This window comes from Campylobacter sp. RM9331 (genome assembly GCF_020137685.1).
Classification (GTDB): domain Bacteria; phylum Campylobacterota; class Campylobacteria; order Campylobacterales; family Campylobacteraceae; genus Campylobacter_E.
Window position 1 is genome coordinate 106,803 of sequence record NZ_JACGBA010000001.1, and the last position, 21,159, is coordinate 127,961.

20 protein-coding genes are annotated in these 21,159 nt (G+C 26.5%); 2 read left to right on the forward strand and 18 right to left on the reverse strand.

Annotated features, from left to right (window positions below):
* Positions 1–82 precede the first annotated feature (82 nt).
* From AVBRAN9331_RS00500 to tig, 15 genes are all read right to left on the reverse strand, one after another.
* The gene (locus AVBRAN9331_RS00500; RefSeq protein WP_214115830.1) at positions 83–841 is read right to left on the reverse strand and encodes a pseudouridine synthase family protein; all 759 of its coding nucleotides are present in this window, start codon (positions 839–841) and stop codon (positions 83–85) included.
* Positions 828–1,907: a glycosyltransferase N-terminal domain-containing protein gene (locus tag AVBRAN9331_RS00505; RefSeq protein WP_336612203.1), complete on the reverse strand. Its 1,080-nt coding sequence runs from the start codon at positions 1,905–1,907 to the stop codon at positions 828–830. The genes AVBRAN9331_RS00500 and AVBRAN9331_RS00505 overlap by 14 nt, the downstream gene beginning before the upstream one ends.
* A 68-nt stretch (positions 1,908–1,975) precedes the next feature.
* Positions 1,976–2,680, reverse strand: a complete 705-nt coding sequence (locus AVBRAN9331_RS00510; RefSeq protein ID WP_214115832.1) for a zinc ribbon domain-containing protein — start codon at positions 2,678–2,680, stop codon at positions 1,976–1,978.
* Positions 2,681–2,689: 9 nt separating this feature from the next.
* A complete protein-coding gene (locus AVBRAN9331_RS00515) occupies positions 2,690–3,415 on the reverse strand; it encodes a Nif3-like dinuclear metal center hexameric protein (protein WP_214115833.1) in 726 nt (241 codons plus the stop codon).
* Complete coding sequence (locus AVBRAN9331_RS00520) at positions 3,412–3,765, reverse strand: diacylglycerol kinase (protein ID WP_336612204.1); 354 nt, start codon at positions 3,763–3,765, stop codon at positions 3,412–3,414. The genes AVBRAN9331_RS00515 and AVBRAN9331_RS00520 overlap by 4 nt, the downstream gene beginning before the upstream one ends.
* Before the next feature lie 44 nt (positions 3,766–3,809).
* Positions 3,810–5,042, reverse strand: a complete 1,233-nt coding sequence (locus tag AVBRAN9331_RS00525; protein WP_336612205.1) for an FAD-binding protein — start codon at positions 5,040–5,042, stop codon at positions 3,810–3,812.
* Positions 5,035–6,666 (reverse strand): sensor histidine kinase, encoded by a 1,632-nt coding sequence (locus AVBRAN9331_RS00530; RefSeq protein ID WP_336612206.1) that lies wholly within the window; start codon positions 6,664–6,666, stop codon positions 5,035–5,037. Before AVBRAN9331_RS00530 ends, AVBRAN9331_RS00525 begins: the two co-directional genes overlap by 8 nt.
* Positions 6,629–7,288 carry a response regulator transcription factor gene (locus AVBRAN9331_RS00535; protein WP_214115837.1) on the reverse strand — a complete coding sequence of 220 codons (660 nt, stop codon included), beginning with the start codon at positions 7,286–7,288 and terminating at the stop codon, positions 6,629–6,631. Before AVBRAN9331_RS00535 ends, AVBRAN9331_RS00530 begins: the two co-directional genes overlap by 38 nt.
* Positions 7,285–7,800 carry a cytochrome c3 family protein gene (locus AVBRAN9331_RS00540; RefSeq protein WP_214115838.1) on the reverse strand — a complete coding sequence of 172 codons (516 nt, stop codon included), beginning with the start codon at positions 7,798–7,800 and terminating at the stop codon, positions 7,285–7,287. Before AVBRAN9331_RS00540 ends, AVBRAN9331_RS00535 begins: the two co-directional genes overlap by 4 nt.
* Entirely contained in the window at positions 7,797–8,141 is a 345-nt protein-coding gene (locus AVBRAN9331_RS00545; RefSeq protein WP_336612207.1) for a cytochrome c3 family protein, read from the reverse strand. The genes AVBRAN9331_RS00540 and AVBRAN9331_RS00545 overlap by 4 nt, the downstream gene beginning before the upstream one ends.
* Positions 8,142–9,629 carry a flavocytochrome c gene (locus AVBRAN9331_RS00550; RefSeq protein ID WP_336612208.1) on the reverse strand — a complete coding sequence of 496 codons (1,488 nt, stop codon included), beginning with the start codon at positions 9,627–9,629 and terminating at the stop codon, positions 8,142–8,144. It abuts the gene before it with no gap.
* A gap of 658 nt (positions 9,630–10,287) precedes the next feature.
* Positions 10,288–10,806: a peptide deformylase gene (def, locus tag AVBRAN9331_RS00555; protein WP_214115841.1), complete on the reverse strand. Its 519-nt coding sequence runs from the start codon at positions 10,804–10,806 to the stop codon at positions 10,288–10,290.
* Positions 10,796–11,809, reverse strand: coding sequence for a GGDEF domain-containing protein (locus tag AVBRAN9331_RS00560; RefSeq protein ID WP_214115842.1), 1,014 nt, complete (start codon positions 11,807–11,809; stop codon positions 10,796–10,798). Before AVBRAN9331_RS00560 ends, def begins: the two co-directional genes overlap by 11 nt.
* A gap of 9 nt (positions 11,810–11,818) precedes the next feature.
* Positions 11,819–12,406, reverse strand: coding sequence for an ATP-dependent Clp endopeptidase proteolytic subunit ClpP (clpP, locus tag AVBRAN9331_RS00565; RefSeq protein ID WP_214115843.1), 588 nt, complete (start codon positions 12,404–12,406; stop codon positions 11,819–11,821).
* Positions 12,403–13,692 carry a trigger factor gene (gene tig, locus AVBRAN9331_RS00570; protein ID WP_214120539.1) on the reverse strand — a complete coding sequence of 430 codons (1,290 nt, stop codon included), beginning with the start codon at positions 13,690–13,692 and terminating at the stop codon, positions 12,403–12,405. The genes clpP and tig overlap by 4 nt, the downstream gene beginning before the upstream one ends.
* A gap of 76 nt (positions 13,693–13,768) precedes the next feature.
* On the opposite strand from tig, the gene folE reads away from it, so the two are divergent.
* A complete protein-coding gene (gene folE, locus AVBRAN9331_RS00575) occupies positions 13,769–14,308 on the forward strand; it encodes a GTP cyclohydrolase I FolE (protein ID WP_336612209.1) in 540 nt (179 codons plus the stop codon).
* Entirely contained in the window at positions 14,305–15,600 is a 1,296-nt protein-coding gene (gene fliI / locus AVBRAN9331_RS00580) for a flagellar protein export ATPase FliI (RefSeq protein WP_442862285.1), read from the forward strand. Before folE ends, fliI begins: the two co-directional genes overlap by 4 nt.
* Before the next feature lie 21 nt (positions 15,601–15,621).
* Here fliI and AVBRAN9331_RS00585 read toward each other — a convergent pair whose 3' ends face one another.
* From AVBRAN9331_RS00585 to AVBRAN9331_RS00595, 3 genes are read right to left on the reverse strand one after another with little or no spacing between them, the layout of a single operon-like run.
* Positions 15,622–18,486, reverse strand: a complete 2,865-nt coding sequence (locus AVBRAN9331_RS00585; RefSeq protein ID WP_336612210.1) for a DEAD/DEAH box helicase — start codon at positions 18,484–18,486, stop codon at positions 15,622–15,624.
* Positions 18,467–19,600, reverse strand: a complete 1,134-nt coding sequence (locus tag AVBRAN9331_RS00590) for a Mur ligase family protein (protein WP_336612211.1) — start codon at positions 19,598–19,600, stop codon at positions 18,467–18,469. The genes AVBRAN9331_RS00585 and AVBRAN9331_RS00590 overlap by 20 nt, the downstream gene beginning before the upstream one ends.
* Positions 19,584–21,131 carry a GGDEF domain-containing protein gene (locus AVBRAN9331_RS00595; protein ID WP_214115849.1) on the reverse strand — a complete coding sequence of 516 codons (1,548 nt, stop codon included), beginning with the start codon at positions 21,129–21,131 and terminating at the stop codon, positions 19,584–19,586. Before AVBRAN9331_RS00595 ends, AVBRAN9331_RS00590 begins: the two co-directional genes overlap by 17 nt.
* Positions 21,132–21,159: the final 28 nt, after the last annotated feature.

Sequence of the window (21,159 nt, forward strand, 5' to 3'; positions counted from 1 at the left end):
TTATAAGCTTTATCGTTGGTAAAGTATAATTTATAAAATTCCAATGCTTTTAAAATAAAAACTATCTTAAAAGCATTAAAAATTAAAATAAAAAGTCTAAATTAAGCCCTTTTAATTCAAAGTCTTTATGAAAATCATTTGGCATAGGAGTTTTTATATCATAATCAAATATTTTTGTCCTAGCACAATGAAGCATCAGCCTTGAGCTAATTATTTTACTATATTTAACATCGCCTAAAATTCCTAGCCCAACGCTATTTAAATGAACTCTTATTTGATGGGTTCTACCTGTTGCAATTTGCACTTTTAATAAGGTTTTTTTACCTTCTATAATTAAAGGCTCTATTTTAGTATAAGCATATTTTGCGTTTTCACTATTACTAATTTTGCTAAATGCACTTTTGCCTTTTATGGTTAAAATCGGCTCATCAATCTCCATTCCTTCGCTTACTATTTTATTAGTAATTGCTAGGTAGAGTTTTTGCACTTTTTCTTTTTTATATTCGTTTTTTGCAGCCTTTAAAAACTCTTCATTTTTAGCAAATAATACAATGCCACTTGTATCCTTATCAAGTCTATTTAAAAGAGTGTAATTATTTTTAATATGTTCGCTCGCAATACCAATTGGCTTATTAATAGCTAATAAATTATCATCTTCAAACAATACGCTAAGCTCTGGTTTTGCAAGTTTAAAAATAGTATTAACAGGCATAAGACCCCTTGCAATCTCTAATCTTTTGCCCCCGTGCATTACTAAACCTAAATCTATTAATTCTTTAGCAGCTGAATTTGAAATTCCTTCTTGAATTGCTAATAATTTATATGCTTTATCTTGTTTCATTTATTTTCCTATCTAATATTTCGCATAATGCGTTGAAAGTATATTCGTTTTTGATTTTAGCATTTTTAACATTTGTAAAATCAATATCATCACTAATTTTTATATTTTCTATACATTTTAGGCTTGAGTATTGAGAAAACACATTAGTTCCTGAAGTGATTTTGCAGCCAAAAAACGCAGCTTCGGCGAAATTGTGTCCGCCTATTTTAACATAAGAACCACCCAAAATCACATAATCACTAATTGAATAAAAATTAATTAATTCTCCTAAAGTATCTAGCAAAAATACTTCACTTTTTAAATATCCATCACAATCATTGCTATATTTTACAATGTTAAAGCCTTTATTATAAAGTAATTTTTCAACCTTGTGAAATCTTTCAGGGTGTCTTGGTGCTATTATTAGACATTTATCTTTTAAAAAATTTTTATCTAATTTATTTAAAATTATTTCTTCTTCATTTTCGTGAGTGCTTGCAATTAAAATTATTTCTTTATTTTTGCTTAATTGCTTAGTAACTATTGGCTTATTTGTAATCTTTATATTTGTAAAAACTTCTATATTTTTAGCATTAAAATATTCTAATCTTTCTTTATCTTCATTACTTTGAGCAAGGATTAAATCAAAATATGAAAATATTTTTGCATAATAAAAACTAAATTTTTTATAATTTTTAAAGCTATTTTCTTTCATTCTAGCGTTTAATAAAATAGTATTTTTATCAAAATCTTTATATATTTTAAGTAAAGCCAACCACAATTCTGCTTCAAATACTATTAAAGTCTTAGCAGGTTTAAGCCATAAATATAATAATGGCTCATAAGGTAGTAAAAAAGCATTGTCATCAAATTCTTTTGCTTTCATAAGCCCTGTTTTTGATGAGCAAGTAAGTAATATTTTAAAACCTTTATTTTTATAATATTTAATCAACTCGCCTAAAGCGACAGCTTCTCCATAACTTGCAAAATGAAAATGAATATCTGCTATTTTATGCTTTTTGAATGGTAAAAATTTTTGATAAAGTTTAGAATATTTATCCTTAAAACTTAAAGGAATTAAAGCCAATAAGAATAAAGGATAAATTAAAATAGAAACAAGAATATAAAAAAAATACATTTTTTAAATTATAAAAATTACTCTTCTATGTATAAAATTCTTCCACAATGTGGGCAGTTATTAATCTCTTCACTTTTTAAAACTGCACTAAAAGTTTTGCTATTTAGTTGCATAAAACAACCATAGCAAGCTTGTTTTTTAACAGGAACTACTGCAGTATTCTTAGCCCATTTTCTAATTTTTTCATAAAATCCGAAAACTTTGCTATCAATTTCGCTAGCTAACTTATCTTTTCTTACATAAATTTCTTTTCTTTTTTCTTCAATAGCATCAAGTGCTGATTTTTGATTAGCTATTGCTATAGTTAAATCATCATTTAATTTAGTAATTTCTTTTTGATTTTCTTTAATTTCTTCTTTTTTATTATCTACTATTTTTTCTAATTTTGATATTTCTTCATTTGCAGCTTCTAATTGCTCTCTTGCGATTTCTTCTTCTAATTTTAAAGCATTTGCTTCTTTTTCTGTTTTTACTAAAGCAATTTTTTTAGCTGTTTCATTGATTTTTGTTGAAAATTGAGCTATGTGATTTTCTACTTTTACTTTACTCTCACTAATTTCTTTTATGCTTTCTTCTAATTTTGAATTTTTATTCTCAAGACTTTTAATTTTATCTTCTAAATTGTTCGCTTCTCTTTTAGCACTTTCAATTTGTGGTAAAAAACTATCTATTTCTTTATCTAATTTAGAAAGCTCTACTAATTGTGATAGGTGTTTATTCATAGTATGTCCTTAATACTCTAAAAATGGATTTTTTGAAGAGCTGATTATAATCTCTATCGGTAATTTTTGCAAATTACTCGCTAAAGAATTAGCAAAACAAATCTCACTTTCATAATGCTTAATATCGATTAAACTTATATTATTTTCACTAAGAGCTAAAGCGTCGTGATATTTAATATCTCCTGTTAAAAATATATTACTCTTAAGCTCACTAGCCAATGAAATTCCAGAACCCGTGCAAATTCCTATTAAATCAGTTTGAATTATTTCTTTTGCTAAAGATATTGATATTTTTTTTAAGTTTAATTTAGCCTTTAAAAAATCAGCCAATTCATAAATATCTTTAAAATTATTCTTAGCATAAGCTAAAAACCCATCGCTTTCAATTATTTCTAAGCCTAAAAACTTTTCACAAAAATATCTATTTAAATGACTTAAATCATAATTCGTATGCATAGAAATTAAAGCACAATTTTTTTTGATTAATTCTTTTAAAATATTACCAGCATAATCATTTTTAATACTTTTAATACCCTTAAAAATCAAAGGATGATGAGTAATAATCAATGAATTTGGTAAAAATGATTTTACTTGATTAAAATCTAAATCAAGGCTAAGGTAAATCCTTTCGCAACTATCATCATTACTTAAAATTAACCCACTATTATCCCAACTTTCTTGGGTATTAAAAGGACTTAATTCATCTAAAATCTTATAAATCTCACTTATTTTCATAAAAATTCCTTATATAAAACGCTAAACCAAGTTAAAACAGCTATTAAAATAGTAAAAAATACTCCAGCAGAGCCTAAGTCTTTTGCATCTTTTGCAAGTTTATGGTATTTTGAAGTTGCCAAATCCACAACGCTCTCAATAGCGGTATTAAAGCATTCAGCAGCAAATACTAAAATAATAACACCTATTAAAAATGCCTTTTCAAATAAAGAAAAAGGATAAAATAAAGCAAATAAAATAAAGCAAATTCCTATTGCAAATTCTATCCTAAAAGCACTTTCATTTAAAGCTCTTTTAACCCCTGCTAAAGCATAACTTGCGTTTTTAAAAAATGAGTATTTCTTCTTCATATTTTCTCCTATTTAGCTAGATTATAAAAAAATTATTAATACTTTCAAATTGATAGCATAAATTTACTAGCATTCATAGCAAATACAACACAAGCTATGCTAGCAGCTCCACTAAGCCTTGCTTCTCCAAACATAGAACTAACTTCTCCTATAGCAAACATATTATTCTTAGCTGTATTAGTATCCATATCAACTACTCTTGCAAATATATCTGATTTAACCCCACCTAAAGTATAGTTTAAATAAACATCTACATTAGCCAAATAAAACATAGGCTTATTAATTGCTTTAATAGAAATATTATTAAGATTTTTACCCAATTTATCAATCCTATTACCAAAATAGCTATTATATTCATCAACGCAATTAATTAATCTTTTATCAATTTCTTCTAAAGAATAGTATTTGTAAAATATACTTGTATCATTTATATAATTTATTCCGTGATTATCTAGGAGTAATTTAACTAATTTATTATTTTTAATTTCATTTAAAATCGCTATTGCTAAATCTTGCCTTGAGCTATCTTCTCTAACAAATCTTTTAAAATCAGAATTAATTAAAATTCCATATTTAAAAATATCCATAGGCAAAACAAAAGCAAATCTCATTAGACTTAATTGAGTTGGGATTGCTCCATTTTTTAATAAAATCTTTAAAGAATTTGAATTGTTCTTAGACATAGTTTTAGCATAATAAGCTAGTGGATAATGAATTTTTATAAATTCTTTATCGTTTGCAAATCCACCAGTGCAAAAAGCTATATTTTTAACCTTAATTTTTATGATTTCATCTTTATGTAAAATACTTGCAATACCATTATCAAAATCAATTAATTTAGCCTTAGTTAATATATTTACATTTTTACTAAGCAATCTGTTGATTAATGGATTTATCACACTTTCTTTAGCATTTTTTAAAGGGTGTAATTCTCTAGGAACTGAATGATTTAAGCTATTTGATATAGCTAATTCAAATTCAACCCCAAAACTTTTTAAAAGTTGAGTAGCTTGTGCTGATTTTTCACTAAGCTCTTTTAATAAAGTAAAATCAGCATAATTAGTTGAATAAGAAATCAAATCATCATAAAATTTATCATCTTTTATATTTGCTAGTTGCTGAAAAGATGAATTACTAGCAGCAAAATTTAAATAACTCTTAGCTCCGCCTAATTCATCATCTTGCTCAATTAATAAAATATCTTGTTTAACCAATAAATTCGCCAATGTTAAACCACTAATACCACTACCTACAATTAAACAAAACAACTCATTCATAAGCAATCCTAATATAAAAATTAGCTCCAATTTTTCTAGTTTTTAAAAATACATCAGCATTTAACTCGCTATTTAAAATATTTTTTATCATAAAAAGCCCAAGCCCTGAACCATTTTTCGTGCTAAAATAAGGTTTAAAAATTTCTTCTTCTAAATCCTTTTTAACCCCTATTCCATTATCTTTTATACTAATGTAAATATTATTTTTATAAGCATAAAGATTAATTATAATATAAGGATTTTTTATATTAACTAAAGCATCTTTTGCATTTGTAATAAGATTGATTATTGCATGAGCTAAACTATTTTTATATGAATTTATTTTTAAATTCTTATCAAGTCTTAAAGTAGTATTAATTGCATTCCTTGTAAGGCTTGCATTACAAATCGTTAAAGAATTTAAAATAGCTTCATAAACATAAAAAGAGCTTTTTTCTTGCTTTGTCTTATAAAAATCATAAAATTCATCAATAGTTTTTGACATATAATTTAAAATAGGATTTATCTCTTTTAATTTTTGATGAAACTTATCATCAATTTTTTGTTTTTCTAAACTAATCTCAAGATAACTAGAAATTGCACCTAAAGTTGCTAATGGCTGTCTATATTCATGAGCTATACAAGCTATCATTTCACCTAATGCAGCTAATTTTGATTGATGATTTAGCAATTGTTCTTTTTGTGTATTTTCATCTAATTTAGCCTTAATTATTTCAACTTGATTTTTTACTTCTTCTTGTAAATTTGCATTTAATTTTCTTAGTTTTTCTTCGGTTTTTAATAATTTATTAATTAAAAATCCTAAAACAAAATATACCCCAATAAAAGCAAAAAATACCAAAACCACACTAATTATAAAAGCCTTTTTTATTATATGTAAATGAGTTTTATAATCTTTTGTAATATCTTTTTTAATCAATATTAAAAATCTATCATTTAAAATAATTTCATTACTTAAATAATATTTATCATCTAATTTAATTATATCTTCATCATTTTTTAAAAGTTTAGTTTTATTTTGCCAATCAAATTCATTATAAAAATACTCATTTTCATACTTTAAAGCAGCTAAAAAATCATCTTGAATTTTTAAATTATCTAATAATTTTTTTGCACTTATTGTATAAGTAATCGCATAATTTTCATTTATTTTTAAATTAATTAAATAAACTGGTTCGGTATTTAATCTAAGTAAAATATCTGTTTGATTATTAAAATCATATTGGCAATTTAATTTTATTTTATCTTTTTCTATGCAAATATTTTCTTTTAAAATAAATAATTTAATATCCTTTAAATACGCCTCATTTGAGCTTAGATTTAAAAATAATTTATTTAATTTATTTAGCTTTTCATCATTTTTTAAATAATCTAAATTAGAACCAAATTCATAACTAATACTAAGCGTATTGTTTAATAAATTATTTAAAAAATCATTATAAAAATAAATAAACCTATCATTAAAACTATTTTTGTTTTGAAATAAATAATTTTTATGCCAAGAAATATATAAAAAATTCAAAATAAAACATAAAAAAATAATCAAAGTTAAAACAAATATAAAAGCTTTTTTGCGAATGCTTATATTAAGTAATTTTGATATAGTATCCACGAGAATTTGCATTATGAATTATACCTTTATCGCCTAATTTCTTTCTAAGATTTTTAATGAGTGATTTAATAGCATCAGAACTTACATCATAATCATTATATACATAATCGCAAATCTTATAAATATCTACAATGTTAGGACTACTTTTTAACAAAATTTCAAGCAATAAAAATTCTTTTTTGCTAAGCTTAATAATCTCATCATTTATTAATAACTCATTTAAATCAATATCTAAATATATATTATTGCTTAATTTAATTTTATTATTAATACTTTTTATAGCCTTTTTTAAAGCATCTTCAAGTTTAATCCTATCAAAAGGTTTTATTAAATACTTGCAAATATTAAGCTCAACTGCACTTAATAAAGTTTGTTTATCACTTAAAGCTGTAATCATAATAGCAGGAATTTTATTATCAGAATTTCTTATATTTTCTAATAAATTTAAACCATCAAGTTTTGGCATAGAAATATCAAGTAATAATATATCAGGCTTTTTAGCCAAATATATATCTAAAGCACTTAAGCCATCTTTAGCATAAAGCACATTAAAATCAAGTAGTTCTAGCAAATCAATAACTTGACTTGCTAGATTTAAATCATCTTCTGCATATAAAATTGTGTATTTTTTCATTTTTTATCTAATTTACCCCTTAAACCATCATGACCTACATGGGTATGACAACTTACACATTTTAATTCATTTGCGTAATCTAAATATCTTTTATGCATTGTATTTTGCATTTCATTTTTAGAATTAATTTTAGTAATATCTTGATGACATTTTAAGCATCCACTATCATAAACATAATCTTTTTTATGATTGAGTTTTTCATACCAATCTATCTTTTCATCAGCTCCAATAGCAGTGATACTAAATTCTTTAATGCCATTATAAGCTTTTGTGCTTAGATAATTTACTATATTATCGTGTGGCAAATGACAATCAACACAATTTGCTTTAATACCTAAATTATTATTACCACTATGAACATCTTTAATATAAGCTTCCTTCATCGGTTGCATTACATGACAACTCGCACAAAATTTATCATCGCCAGTCATTTGTATAGCTTTATGAGATAAAAACACAAAAATTAAAGTTAAAACCACAATAGATGAAACAAAAATAATAGTTTTTTTCATTTTATCTCCTTCATCCAAGTTTTAGTATTATGGCAAGTATTACACATATTAAATGATGGCTTATGCTCATTATGACAGGTGTAACAATTTAAATTCGCATTATCATGAATACTATTATGCGGGTTTTTACCTTTTAAAAAATCAAGCCTTTTTGCTAATTTCTCTTTACTTCCATGACAACTTAGACATGAATTAGAATCAAGTGCTTTATAATCTTTTTCATTTGCTTCTTTATGACAATCTGTGCATTTTAATTTCACATCAACATGGTGTGGTTTTATTGAAAATTCATTGCCTAATGCAAAAATACTTAATATCAAAATCATTAATAATTTTTGCATTTATACTCCTTTTAAAATATCTTTCGCACAAGCAATTCCTGAAGTCATACAATCAGGAATAGAACAACTAGTAAGCCTTGATTGTCCATGAACACCACCAGTTGCCTCACCAATCGCGTAAAGCCCTTTAATTGGCTCATAGTTACTAATATTTAAAACTCTCATATTTATATCAGCATAAACACCACCTGGAGTATAACTAAGACCTGGTGCAGCTGTCATTGCATAAAAAGGTGCTTTACTCATACTAGAATTTTTAATCTTACTTAAATCTTTTTTAAACTCATCTTTATTATTTGAAATGCCTGTTTCATAATCTTGCATTGTATTTGATAAATCATTTTCATTAAGCTTAAAATTATTAGCTAAATCACTTAGGCTATCAAATTTCTTCATTTTCCCTGCAGTAATAAAACTTTGCATTCTATTAGGGTCGTGCGAATTAGCAAATCCTGTGCTATCAAAAATAATTATTGGATAAATTGTTGTGTTAATCTTTTCCATATGAGCTAAAATTTTATTTGATAAACCTTGTCTATCCCCATCTTCATTTAAAAATCTTTTAGCATTGCAATCAACCATAATCCCATAAATTAAATCTTCTGTAGGAATTCCAAAAGAAAATCTACTAAGTGCTAATTGAGTTGGGATTGCTCCTACCTTTAACATTTGTTTTAATGCACCAGCAGTCTGACCTAAACTTGAAGGGCTTTTTGCCAACCTTAATCTAGGATTTACTATACTTCTAAACTCAATATCACGGCTAAATCCACCTGTTGCAAAAACTACCGCAAGCCTTGCTTTATAGTGTTTTTTATCTCCACTTAAATTCTCTCTATCATCATTTGCTAGATTTCTATTAAATCTATAATTTTCTCTAACGCTTACGCCAATTATTTTGCCACTTTCATCTTGAATGATTTCATCACATTTAGTTTCGTTTTTAATCTTTCCATTATGTTTTATAAAAAATTCATTTAAAGTGCTAATACAAGCACCACCACCGCCAATAGTTTCAACACTTCTAGCAACACTATGACCGCCTAAAAACTTAAGCTTATCAGCATATTTAACCCCACAACTTTTAGCAAATTCATATGCTTCATTTGAATTTCTTATAATTCTTAAAGAATGTTCTAAATGATTATATCCAGCTCCAGCTTTATTTAAATCATTTAAAAATAATTCTTCGCTATCTTTTATGCCAGCTTTAATTTGTAAATCTGAATTAAGAACAGCAAAATCTTGTTGAGATAAAGCAGAATTACCACCAATTCTATCCATCTTTTCAATCATTAAAACATCAATTTTATTCTTTACTAAATAAGCAGCACAAATATGAGCACTCACACCACTTCCGATTATAATAACATCAGCTATTTCATCAAATTTTATGTCTTTTCCTAAATTGTCATTAGCGTTTAATGCTAAAGGTGCACTAAGGCCAACTCCTGCTACTCCTTTTATAAAATTTCTCCTTGATAACATCTATACTCCTTCTAAAAAATCAATTTATTATAAAAATATGTAGTGGCAAAAAAGTGTCAAATATAAATTTATTTTTAAGATTTTAATATAAATTTTAAGTCTAAGATAGTCAATATTTTAAATTATAGAAATGATATATTACCTATAAAATATTTAAAATCTTGATATTAATTTAATTTCTAGGTTTGTTTAATAGTTTTTAAAAGTATAAAATAGCTAATGAAAATCTTATAAAAATATCTAGTATTTAGTACTTGTATTGTTAAAAATTATTTTGTAATAAAAAATAATATCCGATTTTTTCTGCTTAGTTACAATTTTAATTTTTAGTATCAATTTAAGTATTTTAATATCTTATTAAAACCAATTATTTTATTTAAATTAATATAAATTACTATATTTATAAGCTGCGTAATTTTTAATATTCACTTAAGTTTTAAATATCAAATCTGTCTAATAATATTTACAAACTAATCAAATGATTTAAACTACAAGCATAATACAAAGTAAGTTCTATAAAAGCATTGCAAATTAAATTCCAAAAGATTTTAACAACAAATATTTTTATACTTTTTTTAAAATATCACTATGAATTATAAAAATATAAATTATTTTGAAAAATAAATGAAGATATAAACAATAATCTAAAAAGCCATAATTATTTTTTAGGCTTTTTAGAACTTTTTAAATGTTTTTCTAATTTTTTTCTTCCGCTAAATGATATTTTTTCTATGAATAAATGTCCATCAAGATGGTCGTTTTCGTGTTGAATAGCAACTGCTAAAAGCCCTTCAGCTTCTAAAGTTTTTTGATTTCCAAATCTATCTAAATAATCAACTTTAATTTTATTATATCTAGTTACTTCTTCAAAAAAACCAGGAACACTAAGACAACCTTCTTCATAAACTTGCGTTCCTTCTCCAATAGGTGTTATTATTGGATTAATAAATTCAATCAAATCATCTTTATTTTGTTCTTCATTTTCATTTAATAAATTAATCAAAAATATTCTTAAAGGTTTTGCAACTTGTATTGCTGCTAAACCTATACCACTAGATGAAATCATAGTTTCATACATATCATCTAAAAATGTATGTAACTCTTCATCAAATACCTTAACTTCTTCACTCCTAGTAAATAATAATTTATTAGGATAAGTTATTAATTTAAGCATCATTTTCTTCACTATCTCCAACTACAGCATAAATTTCTTTATTTTTACCAGTATTCGGTAATACGCTAATAGCCTCAAGAATTTGTTCTTCATAATTATCGCCACTAAGTGCTACAACGCTCATTTCTATATTAATATCAATTTCATTATCATTTATAAAAAATGTTGTATTGTAAAATAAGTCTGAAATTCTCTCACAAGCTTTTTTTGCATTAACTATATTTGTATGTTTCATTGCCATTACAAAAATACCATCTCCATAATGTGCCACAACATCGCTTCTTCTTGAGGTTTTTAATAATAATTTCGCAACATTTCTCATCAAAAGATTTTTATCTTTTTGTAATTCAATTGTATTTAATAAACTATCTTTAATCTTTACAAACATCAATGATATTGAATAACCATATTTTTTAATATCTTCTATGTCTTGAGTAATATTATTATATAAATATCTTTTATTAAACACTCCGAATTTATCATCAAATTCACTCTGCTCATTTACCCTATTATGTATTTTTACAATCTCATCATAACCTTTTTTTATACTATTTAATTGAATATCAAGGGCTGTGGTGAGTTTAGCCATATCACTATCTAAAGACCTTAAAATATTTTGAATAGATAAAGAACCAGTAGCGATACTTAAATCGCCTATTTTTTTCTTAATTAAAGCTTTCATTGTGCTTATATTTTTATAAATTGTTGCAATAGAACCTACTAGCTGTTTTATATTTACAAAGGTTTCTTTAATGTCTTGTTCTATTACAGCAACTTTATTACTTTGGTCTTCTTTTTCATAAGTAATCATTTCTGTTACTCTTTTTTTAAAGGCCATAGGCTTAGTATCTAACATTTTTTCAAAATAAATAGAATAATTAGTAGGAGTTGGTGGAACATTATCCTCTATAAGTTGTTTAATTACTTGTTGAGTAAATTTCTCAAATTCTCCACCGCTTAATTTCTGAATCTTAGGAGATTCATCGTGTATTATCTCTTTATTCAAAGCCCTATCCTATTTAAAACTTTTTTCTAATACCTTATCAATTAGTCCGTATTTTAAAGCTTCTTCTGAACTCATAAAATAATCGCGTTCAGTGTCCTTCTCAACTTTTGCCAATTTATTACCGGTATTTTCAGCTAATACTTTGTTAAGCATTGCTTTTAATCTTAAAATTTCTTTTGCTTGAATTTCAATATCAGTCGCTTGACCTCTTGCACCGCCTAAAGGCTGATGTATCATAATTCTAGCATTTGGAAGAGCAAACCTTTTACCTTTAGCTCCAGAACTAAGTAAAAATGCTCCCATTGAAGCAGCTTGTCCTATACAAATTGTACTAACATCAGGTTTAATATAATTCATTGTATCAAATATACTAAGACCACTAGTTACAACTCCACCAGGACTATTTATATACAAATAAATATCTTTAGTAGAATCTTGAGCTTCTAAAAACAATAATTGTGCAACTACGCTAGCAGCTACATCATCATTTATTTCACCACTTAAAAGAATAATTCTATCTTTAAGTAAGCGAGAGTAAATATCATAACTTCTCTCGCCTTTGCTAGTTTTTTCTACTACATAAGGTATGTAGCTCATTTATCTTTTCCTAAAAATAAATCAGCAAATAATTTTTCTTCTACCAAACTCATTCTAACAGCTGGTAATGTGCCATTTTTTGTATAGTTTTCTATTAGTTGTTTAGGGTCCATTCCGTATCTTAAAGCTTCAAAATAAATAGCTTGTGCTACTTCTTGGTCATTTACAACTACATTTCTTAATTTTGCTAATTCATCAACAATGAAAGTTAATTTTACGCTTTTTAAAGCTTCTGCTTCATATTCTTTTCTTTTTTCTTCTAAATATTTATCATCTTTTAATTTGTCAAATTCTTCTTTACTAAAGCTTCTTGCAGCTTGATTAAATTGTAAATTAGTTTCTTGTTCCAAAATGTTTTGTGGAACTGCAAAAGTATATTTTTCTAGCATTTTTTCAACAAATTCTTGTTTTAATTTCTCATCAATTTGTTTAAATTTAGCTTCTGTTTCTAATTGTTCTTTTATTTTTTCATCTAAAATTGCTTCAGTTGGGTTTTCTACACCAGGAAGTAATTTTTTAAGCATTTCTTCATCAATTTCAGGTAATTTTCTTGCGTGAATTTCATGTAATTTCACTTTAAATACTGCTTTTTTACCCGCTAAATGAGCTGCTTGATAATTTTCAGGGAAAGTTACTTCTATATCTTTTTCTTCGCCAACTTTAAGCTCTATCATACCATCTTCAAATCCTGGTATAAATTGACCACTTCCAATCTCTAGCATATAATTTTCTGCTTTACCACCTTCAAAAGCAACGCCATCAACAAATCCTTCAAAATCAAACTTAGCATAATCACCTTTTTTTAAGATTTGTTTTTTAGTTTTTTCTAATGGAGCAAATTGCTTAAGCATAGCTTCTTTTCTAGCTTTAATATCTTTTTCTTTAATTTCTTCTATTTTTAATGCAGGAACTAATGCTTCATAACCACTTAAATCAATTGTTGGTCTAAAAGAAACTACGAATTCAAATTCAATTCCATTATCTTTTCTATCGAATTTTTTAAAGCTTGGCTCACCGATTAATTCTTTTTCATCTTTACCTGTTTCTTTAACTGCATTTTTATAAGCACTTGTAATCGCTTCTTGTTCTGCGTCTTTTAGTAAAGAATCTTTATATCTATCTAAAACAACATTTACAGGAACTTTGCCTTTTCTAAAACCAGCAACTTGCATAGTTTTACTAGCTTTTACAGCTATTTCTTTAACCTTTTCATCTATTAAAGATTTTTCTATAACACCACTTACTGAGTAATTAATTTCATCAATTTTTGTTGTACTAAGTTTCATTAAACTACCTTTTGTAAAATATTTCGCACAATTCTAGCTAAAAAAATTAATCATTGGCAAAATATAAAGGTAAAGAATGCAAGACTTAATTAAAAATTTATTAATAAAAATTGGTGAAAATCCAAATAGAGAAGGATTAATAAAAACACCTGAAAGGGTTCAAAAATCATATGAATTCTTATGTAGTGGCTATACAAAAAATCCAAAAGAAATTTTAAACGAAGCTATTTTTAACACTGATAACAATGAAATGGTTTTAGTAAAAGACATTGATTTTTATAGCTTATGCGAACACCATTTATTACCATTTTTTGGAAAAGTTCATATTGCTTATATACCTAATGGAAAAGTAGTTGGGCTTTCAAAATTACCTAGACTTGTTGAAGTTTATTCAAGAAGATTGCAAATCCAAGAACAATTATGCGAACAAATTAGCCTAGCTTTATATGAAATATTAAAGCCAAAAGGTGTTGCTGTAACTATTGAAGCTGAGCATTTATGTATGCAAATGCGTGGAATTCAAAAAGTAAATTCTAAAACAATAACAAGTTCTCTTAAAGGCATATTTTTAAGCGATGAAAGAACTAGGAAAGAATTTTATTCACTAATAAAATGAACTTAGAAAAACTTAAAAATAAAATATCAAAAATACCAATTTCACAAAATTTTGGCTTTATATACAAAATCTCTGCAATTAGTATAGAGATTAAAGGATTAATCACTAGCGTAGGCGATGTTATAAGACTTGAAAATGAAGAAAAAACCGCTTATGCAATGGTTGTTAAGATTGAGGAGCATATTTCATTTTTAAGCCCTTTTGATTTTGTAGAAGGCTTTAAAATCGGAGATAAAGCATTTTTAGAAGAAGCAGGAATGAAAATTCCTTGCTCTATGGAATTACTTGGGCGTGTGGTTGATCCATTTATGCGTCCAAAAGATGGAAAAGGAAAAATCACACCAAGTAAAATGATGCCTATTTTAAGAGCACCAATAGACGCACTTAAGCGTGGGCTTATAAGTGAGCCTTTTCCTGTTGGTATTAAAAGTATTGATGGGCTTTTAACTTGTGGAGTAGGACAAAAATTAGGCATTTTTGCTGGTTCTGGGGTTGGTAAATCAACTCTTATGGGAATGATAGTTAAAAATGCCCCTGCAGCCGTTAAAGTAGTCGCTTTAATAGGTGAGCGTGGTAGAGAAATTCCTGAGTTTATACATAAGAATTTAGGTGGTAAAATGGATGATACCGTTATGATAGTTGCCACTAGCGATGATAGTGCATTAATGCGTAAATATGGGGCATTTTGTGCTATGAGTGTGGCTGAATTTTTTAAAGAGCAAGGAATGGATGTATTATTTATAATGGATAGCGTTACTCGTTTTGCTATGGCTCAACGCGAAATCGGTCTTGCTCTTGGAGAGCCACCTACTGCTAAAGGCTATCCACCAAGTGTATTTAATCTATTGCCGCAATTAATGGAGCGAGCTGGTAAAGAAGAAGGTAAAGGAACTATTACAGCATTTTTTACCGTGTTAGTTGATGGCGATGATATGAGTGATCCTATTGCTGATCAAAGTAGGTCAATTCTTGATGGGCATATTGTATTAGATAGAAGCCTAACTGATTTTGGAATATATCCTCCGATTAATATTCAAAATTCAGCAAGTAGGGTTATGGGAGATGTAGTAACGCCTGAACATAAAAAAAATGCTGCTAAGTTTAAAAGGCTTAATTCAGTTTTAAAAGAAAACGAAACTCTAATTAGAATTGGTGCTTATGTAAAAGGTAGCGATAAAGAGCTTGATTTTGCAATGAGTAAAAAAGATTATATGAATGATTTTTTAAGACAAGGAAATGATGAGGCTTTTGCTTTTGAAGAAGTTTTAAGTATGCTTGAGCAAATTAATTAATCCGAATTAATATTTAAATTCTTATAAAGAATTTAAATATTTTAATAAAGTATCTATTATATCATCATCGCTTTTGCTTGGTGCTTTTAAAATAATTCTTTCACCATTATCTTTTAAAAGTTTTATATTTTGCTCATAATTACTAACTTCACAAAATCCGTGCTTAATACATAAAATTTTAATTGCCATAAGTGAAAAATAATTTCTTGTATAGCTATCGCATTTGCCAAATCTATCGTTAAAAGAATCTTGCATAGTAGATAAACTAGCTAAATTATCACACTCATTTATTTTTCTATAAAGGCTTAATCTTAGCTTATCATTAGGCACTAAATAATCGCTTATATAAGCATTTACTAATAATTTTTGCTCGTATTTAATCTCTTTTGTGATATTTCCTTTACTTAGTCGATTAATTTCAGCTTCTAGCATTTTAATATAAAGTGCATAGCCAAGTTGTTCTATATGACCGCTTTGTTCAGCACCTAATAAATTACCACCGCCTCTTATTTCTAAATCCATTTGAGCTAGAGTGCTACCACTGCCTAAATACGAATTACTAGCTAAGCTTAATAATCTTTTCTTAGAATCTTCACTAACACTTTCTTCGTTATCAACTAGAAAATAACAAAATCCTTGTATTTTGCTACGACCTACTCTACCACGAAGTTGGTGCAAATCAGCTATGCCGAAATGATTTGATTTTTCTACTATTATGGTGTTTGCATTTGCTAAGTCAATTCCACTTTCAACAATGCTCGTGCATAATAATAAATCATATTTTTTCTCTTCGTATTCAAATAATTTTTCTTCAGCTTCATTTGCTGGTATTTTTGAATGTAAAACTAAAATTCTAAGCTTTGGATAAAGCTCTTCTAAATAGCGTTTTTTATGTTCAATTGAAGCTATGTGATTATGTATGTAAAATACTTGCCCACCACGCCTAAGCTCTCTTGCTATGATTTCTTTAATTAAAGCGTCATCATAAGTTTTTACAAAAGTTCTTACATCTAATCTATCATTAGGCGGAGTTAGAATTTGAGAATAAGTCTTAAGTGTGCTTAAAGCTTGATTAAGCGTTCTTGGGATTGGAGTAGCACTCATACTTAATTGATGAGCTTTTATACTTATATCTTTTAATTTTTCTTTTTGCTTTACGCCAAATTTATGCTCTTCATCAATTACGATTAGCCCAACATCATCAATTGCTAAGCTAAGTAAAGCGTGAGTTCCTATAATAACCTTTGGCTCTTTTGTATTCATAATAGCTTTTTTAGTATTAGAAAATCTATCAAGTCTAAAAACTTGAATTCCAAAAGGCTCTAAACGATTTTTAAGTGTTTTATAATGTTGAGAGCATAAAAGTGTAGTCGGGACAAAAAATAAGGCATTTAAACCATTTTTAACACAGGCAAAAATTGCGTGCATTGCGACTTCGGTTTTACCAAAACCAACATCAGCACTAAGTAATCTATCCATAGGAGTGCATTTGCTTATCTCTTCAAAAATATCATTAACTGCTTTTTCTTGATCACTTGTTAAAACAAATCCTGCTTTAGCCTTAAATATCTCATAATCAAGTGGTTTTTTAATAGCCTTTGTTACAATTAACTGCCTTTTTGCTGCTAGTTCAGTAATAGCACCTGCAATTGCTAATAATTTAGTTTTAAGTTTTTCTTTGAGTTTTACAAAAGTATTTTTGCCTAATTTATCAAGTTCAGGAATTGAACTTGAAATATATTTATCAAGCAAATAAAGTGAGCTAGTTGGAAGTAGCAATTTATTTTCATTTTGATATTCAATCACAATAAATTCTTGCTTTTTTCCTTCATTTTCTATTAATTCTAATCCTAAAAATCTACCTACGCCGTATCGCTCATGAACTACATAATCATTTTTTATAAGCTCATCTAAAACTATGCTTGATTTATATTTTTTCTCTTTTTTATAATATTTATTAAGACTTAATATTAATTCATCATCGCTTTGAATATTTAAAACTGCATTTGAGATGATTTTTTCTACATTTTCACCTAATTTATAATCTAAGAATTTATTCTCGTTACTAGCTAGTAATTTTATCTTTTTATTTGAGTTTAATTTGAAAAAATCATTGCTAGGATTAAACACCATATCGCTATATTTTTTAGCTTTAGAAATTATATTTCCTAATTCAAATTCTTTCGTGCAAACATAAGAAAACTCTAAATAATTACTAAGCTTTAAATGCCAATAAAATACACTTTCGTATTCATTTAAATCATCATTATTTAAAATACTTTCTTTGATTTCTTCGTATTTTTCTTCGCTTACATATGAAATTAACGGCAAAATATCACAATATTCACACTCTTCTTTATAGCTAAGTCCAGAACTTGCATCAAAATATTTAATACTTTCTACTTCATCATCAAATAAAACTATTCTAATTGGATTTTCATATTTCAATGAAAAAATATCAATTTTTTCATGACCTATACTAAATTCTCCTGGACTTTGAACCATATCAACTAAATTATAATTTAACCTTAAAAGCTCTTTTGCTAAAGAATTTAAATTAATCCTATCGCCAAATTCAATCTTTAAACACTTTAAATCATCTTTACTTGGAAGTGGTTTTTTAATAGTATTAATAGGTATTATTAAAATCTTTTTATCTTGATAATCATAATAATCACTTAAAACTTTTGAAATATCAAATAATTCCATAGAAAACGAGCGTAAATCGTCATTAATCTCTGCTCTAAAATCAGGTAAAATAAAACTATTTATCCCTAAATATAAAGCTACATTTGATAAAGATTTTGCTTCGTTTAAGTCTTCACATATAATAATTTTTGCATAATTTTTATTATTTATTAAATACTCATAAAGATTTGCTTGCATAAAATCTCAAAAACCTTTCTACTAGCATAAAAGAGCCAAAAACTGCATAATTTTTATCTGTATCAAAATCACTAAAATCACTACATTTAATATCTAATTCTTTGCAAATCTCTTTAACATTTGCTAAGGCTCTATGTTCGCTTTCATAGTTAAAAACCAAAACTTCATTAATACTTGGCTTTAAAATACTTAAAATATCTTTTACATCTTTATTAGCAAAAAAATTAGCAATTAAACTAACTTTAGTTGGGAATTGTTTTTTAATTTCTTGATTTAAATTCTTTGCAGCTGCAGCGTTATGCCCTACATCTATTATTAAATTACTTGCTAATTTTTCACATCTTGCTCTTAAATCTAATTTAATTGCTTTACCTATATAAAAATGTTTTTCTAACTCAAAATATGCAAGTTGAGCTAAGCTAAAATTATGTTTTAAAAACTCATTTTCATCAAGGCATAATTTTGAATAATCAGCACTCAAAAAACTAGCCTTAACTCCTTTTTGAATGGCCGCTTTTAATATCATCTCATTTTTATTAGCAAAAATATTAACACCACACATTGCTTTAATTTTAGTTCTAAAAATATCATCTAAATTAGAACCTAAAATATCAGCATGGTCAATACTAATCGGAGTAAATACACATAAATCTCTTTTAAAAATACTTGTAGCATCGTATTCTCCACCAAGTCCAGCTTCAAAAATTACATAATCACACTCACTAAAAACAATAGGTGATAAAAAACATAAATATTCAAAATAACTAAGATTTTCTTTTAAATTAAGCTTTTTTAATTTATCTTGCAAAATATTATGAGCTATGTCTAAATCAATATCTTGCATAACTTGATTTTGAAATATACTAAATCTTTCTTTATAAGAAAATATATGTGGACTTATAAAATGCCCTACTTTATACCCGCTATCACTAAGCATTAAAGCAAGGTATCTTCCCGTACTACCTTTACCATTAGTGCCTAAAATTTGCACTACTTTTGTATCAAAATCATAATTTAGCAAATGCTTAAATCTATGAGCCTTAAAAAGGTCAAATTTCTCGTAAAATTCCGCTAAATTATCTAAATAATTTGAAAGTTTATTTTCTACTTGCACTTTTTATATTATTTCTACCTGCATTTTTTGCTGCGTATAATAATTTATCAACAGCTTCAATAAATTGCTCTTGGGTCTCATAGCTTCTTCTATCACTAACCCCACCGCTTACTTTTATACTAATAGTCTTACCTTTACATAAAAACTTTTGCTCTGATACTAAAACTCTAATTTTTTCAGCAAATTTTACTGCATCATCAATTGATGAATGTGGAAGAATTACCATAAATTCTTCCCCACCATATCTTCCCGCACAATCTAATTTTCTAATGTTATTTAAAATAATATTTCCTAAATTAGCAAGTATAGTATCTCCTGCTGCGTGTCCATAGGTATCATTTATAAACTTAAAATGGTCAATATCAAAAAATGCTATTGAATAATTTATATTATATCTTTCATAAGATTCTTCAGCTAATTTTAATTGTTCTTCTAATTGACGCTTATTTGCAAGTTGAGTTAGAAAATCTACTTGAGTTTCTTCTCTTAGTTTGTTAATTTCTTGCTCTAATCCTTGAACTTTAATTTTAAGATCACCTAAAGTATCGGCATCTAATTTTGTTTTTTCTTTTAAATCTATTATTTCTTTTTCAAACATAGCAACTATAGCTATCAATCTTGCTTTAATAGTCTGCATAGCTTCATCTTCAGCTTTAATACTTTCAATTTCTTTTTTAATTTCTTGAACTTTTTGTTGAGAATTTGTAGCCATACTAAGAATACTTACAATCTTATCGCTAATTTGCTCCAAAACATCATTTAAAACTTTATTTGAACTTGAAATTTCTGCTCTATCAATATCTATTCTTTTTTTAACTAGATTTCTAAATTGCTCTGTAATTTGCTTTACGCCTAATATTTGCGGTTCTGCATTTATACTCTCACAAAACTGATTGATTTCATCATTTACATAATTAGCAATTGATGGAGTTAAAGAATAAGCCACAGATGGAGCTAAATTTTCACACACTGCATTAGAATTATTTCTTTCAATTTTTAAAGATAATTCATCTAAAATTTCTAAAAAATCATCTCTTGAGTTTAATCCTAAATGTTGAATTTTATTATTAAGTTCTAATAAATCATCATCTACCCTAATCCAATCTTTTTTTAATTCTTCTAATGTTTTTAGACTTGAATTATTTAATTTATTTAAAGCTTCTTCACTAAGAGTTTTAGTTGATTTATTTGGTAAATTTGATAATATTTTTAATAATTTTTTACAAATTATATTATAGTTTATTATGAGCTTTTTATCACTATTATCTTCTTTTATACCATTAGCTTTAGAGATTAAAAATACTACTAATTCTTCTAAGCTTTTTACATTTCTTCCTTTTACATCTTGAGCTAATGTGGGATTTAATTTAGAAATATACCCTTGAATTTTATCAATATTTTGAGTTGTTCTTCCATACTTTTTAGCAATCTCATCAAAAACTTCTGAATAATTTTCAGGAGTTAATAATAAGTTCCTTTTGGTAAGTTCTACAATTGTTTCTTTAGCAATCACATTAATATTAATAGACATTTTTTCTCTTTAAAATTTTTTCTTAATA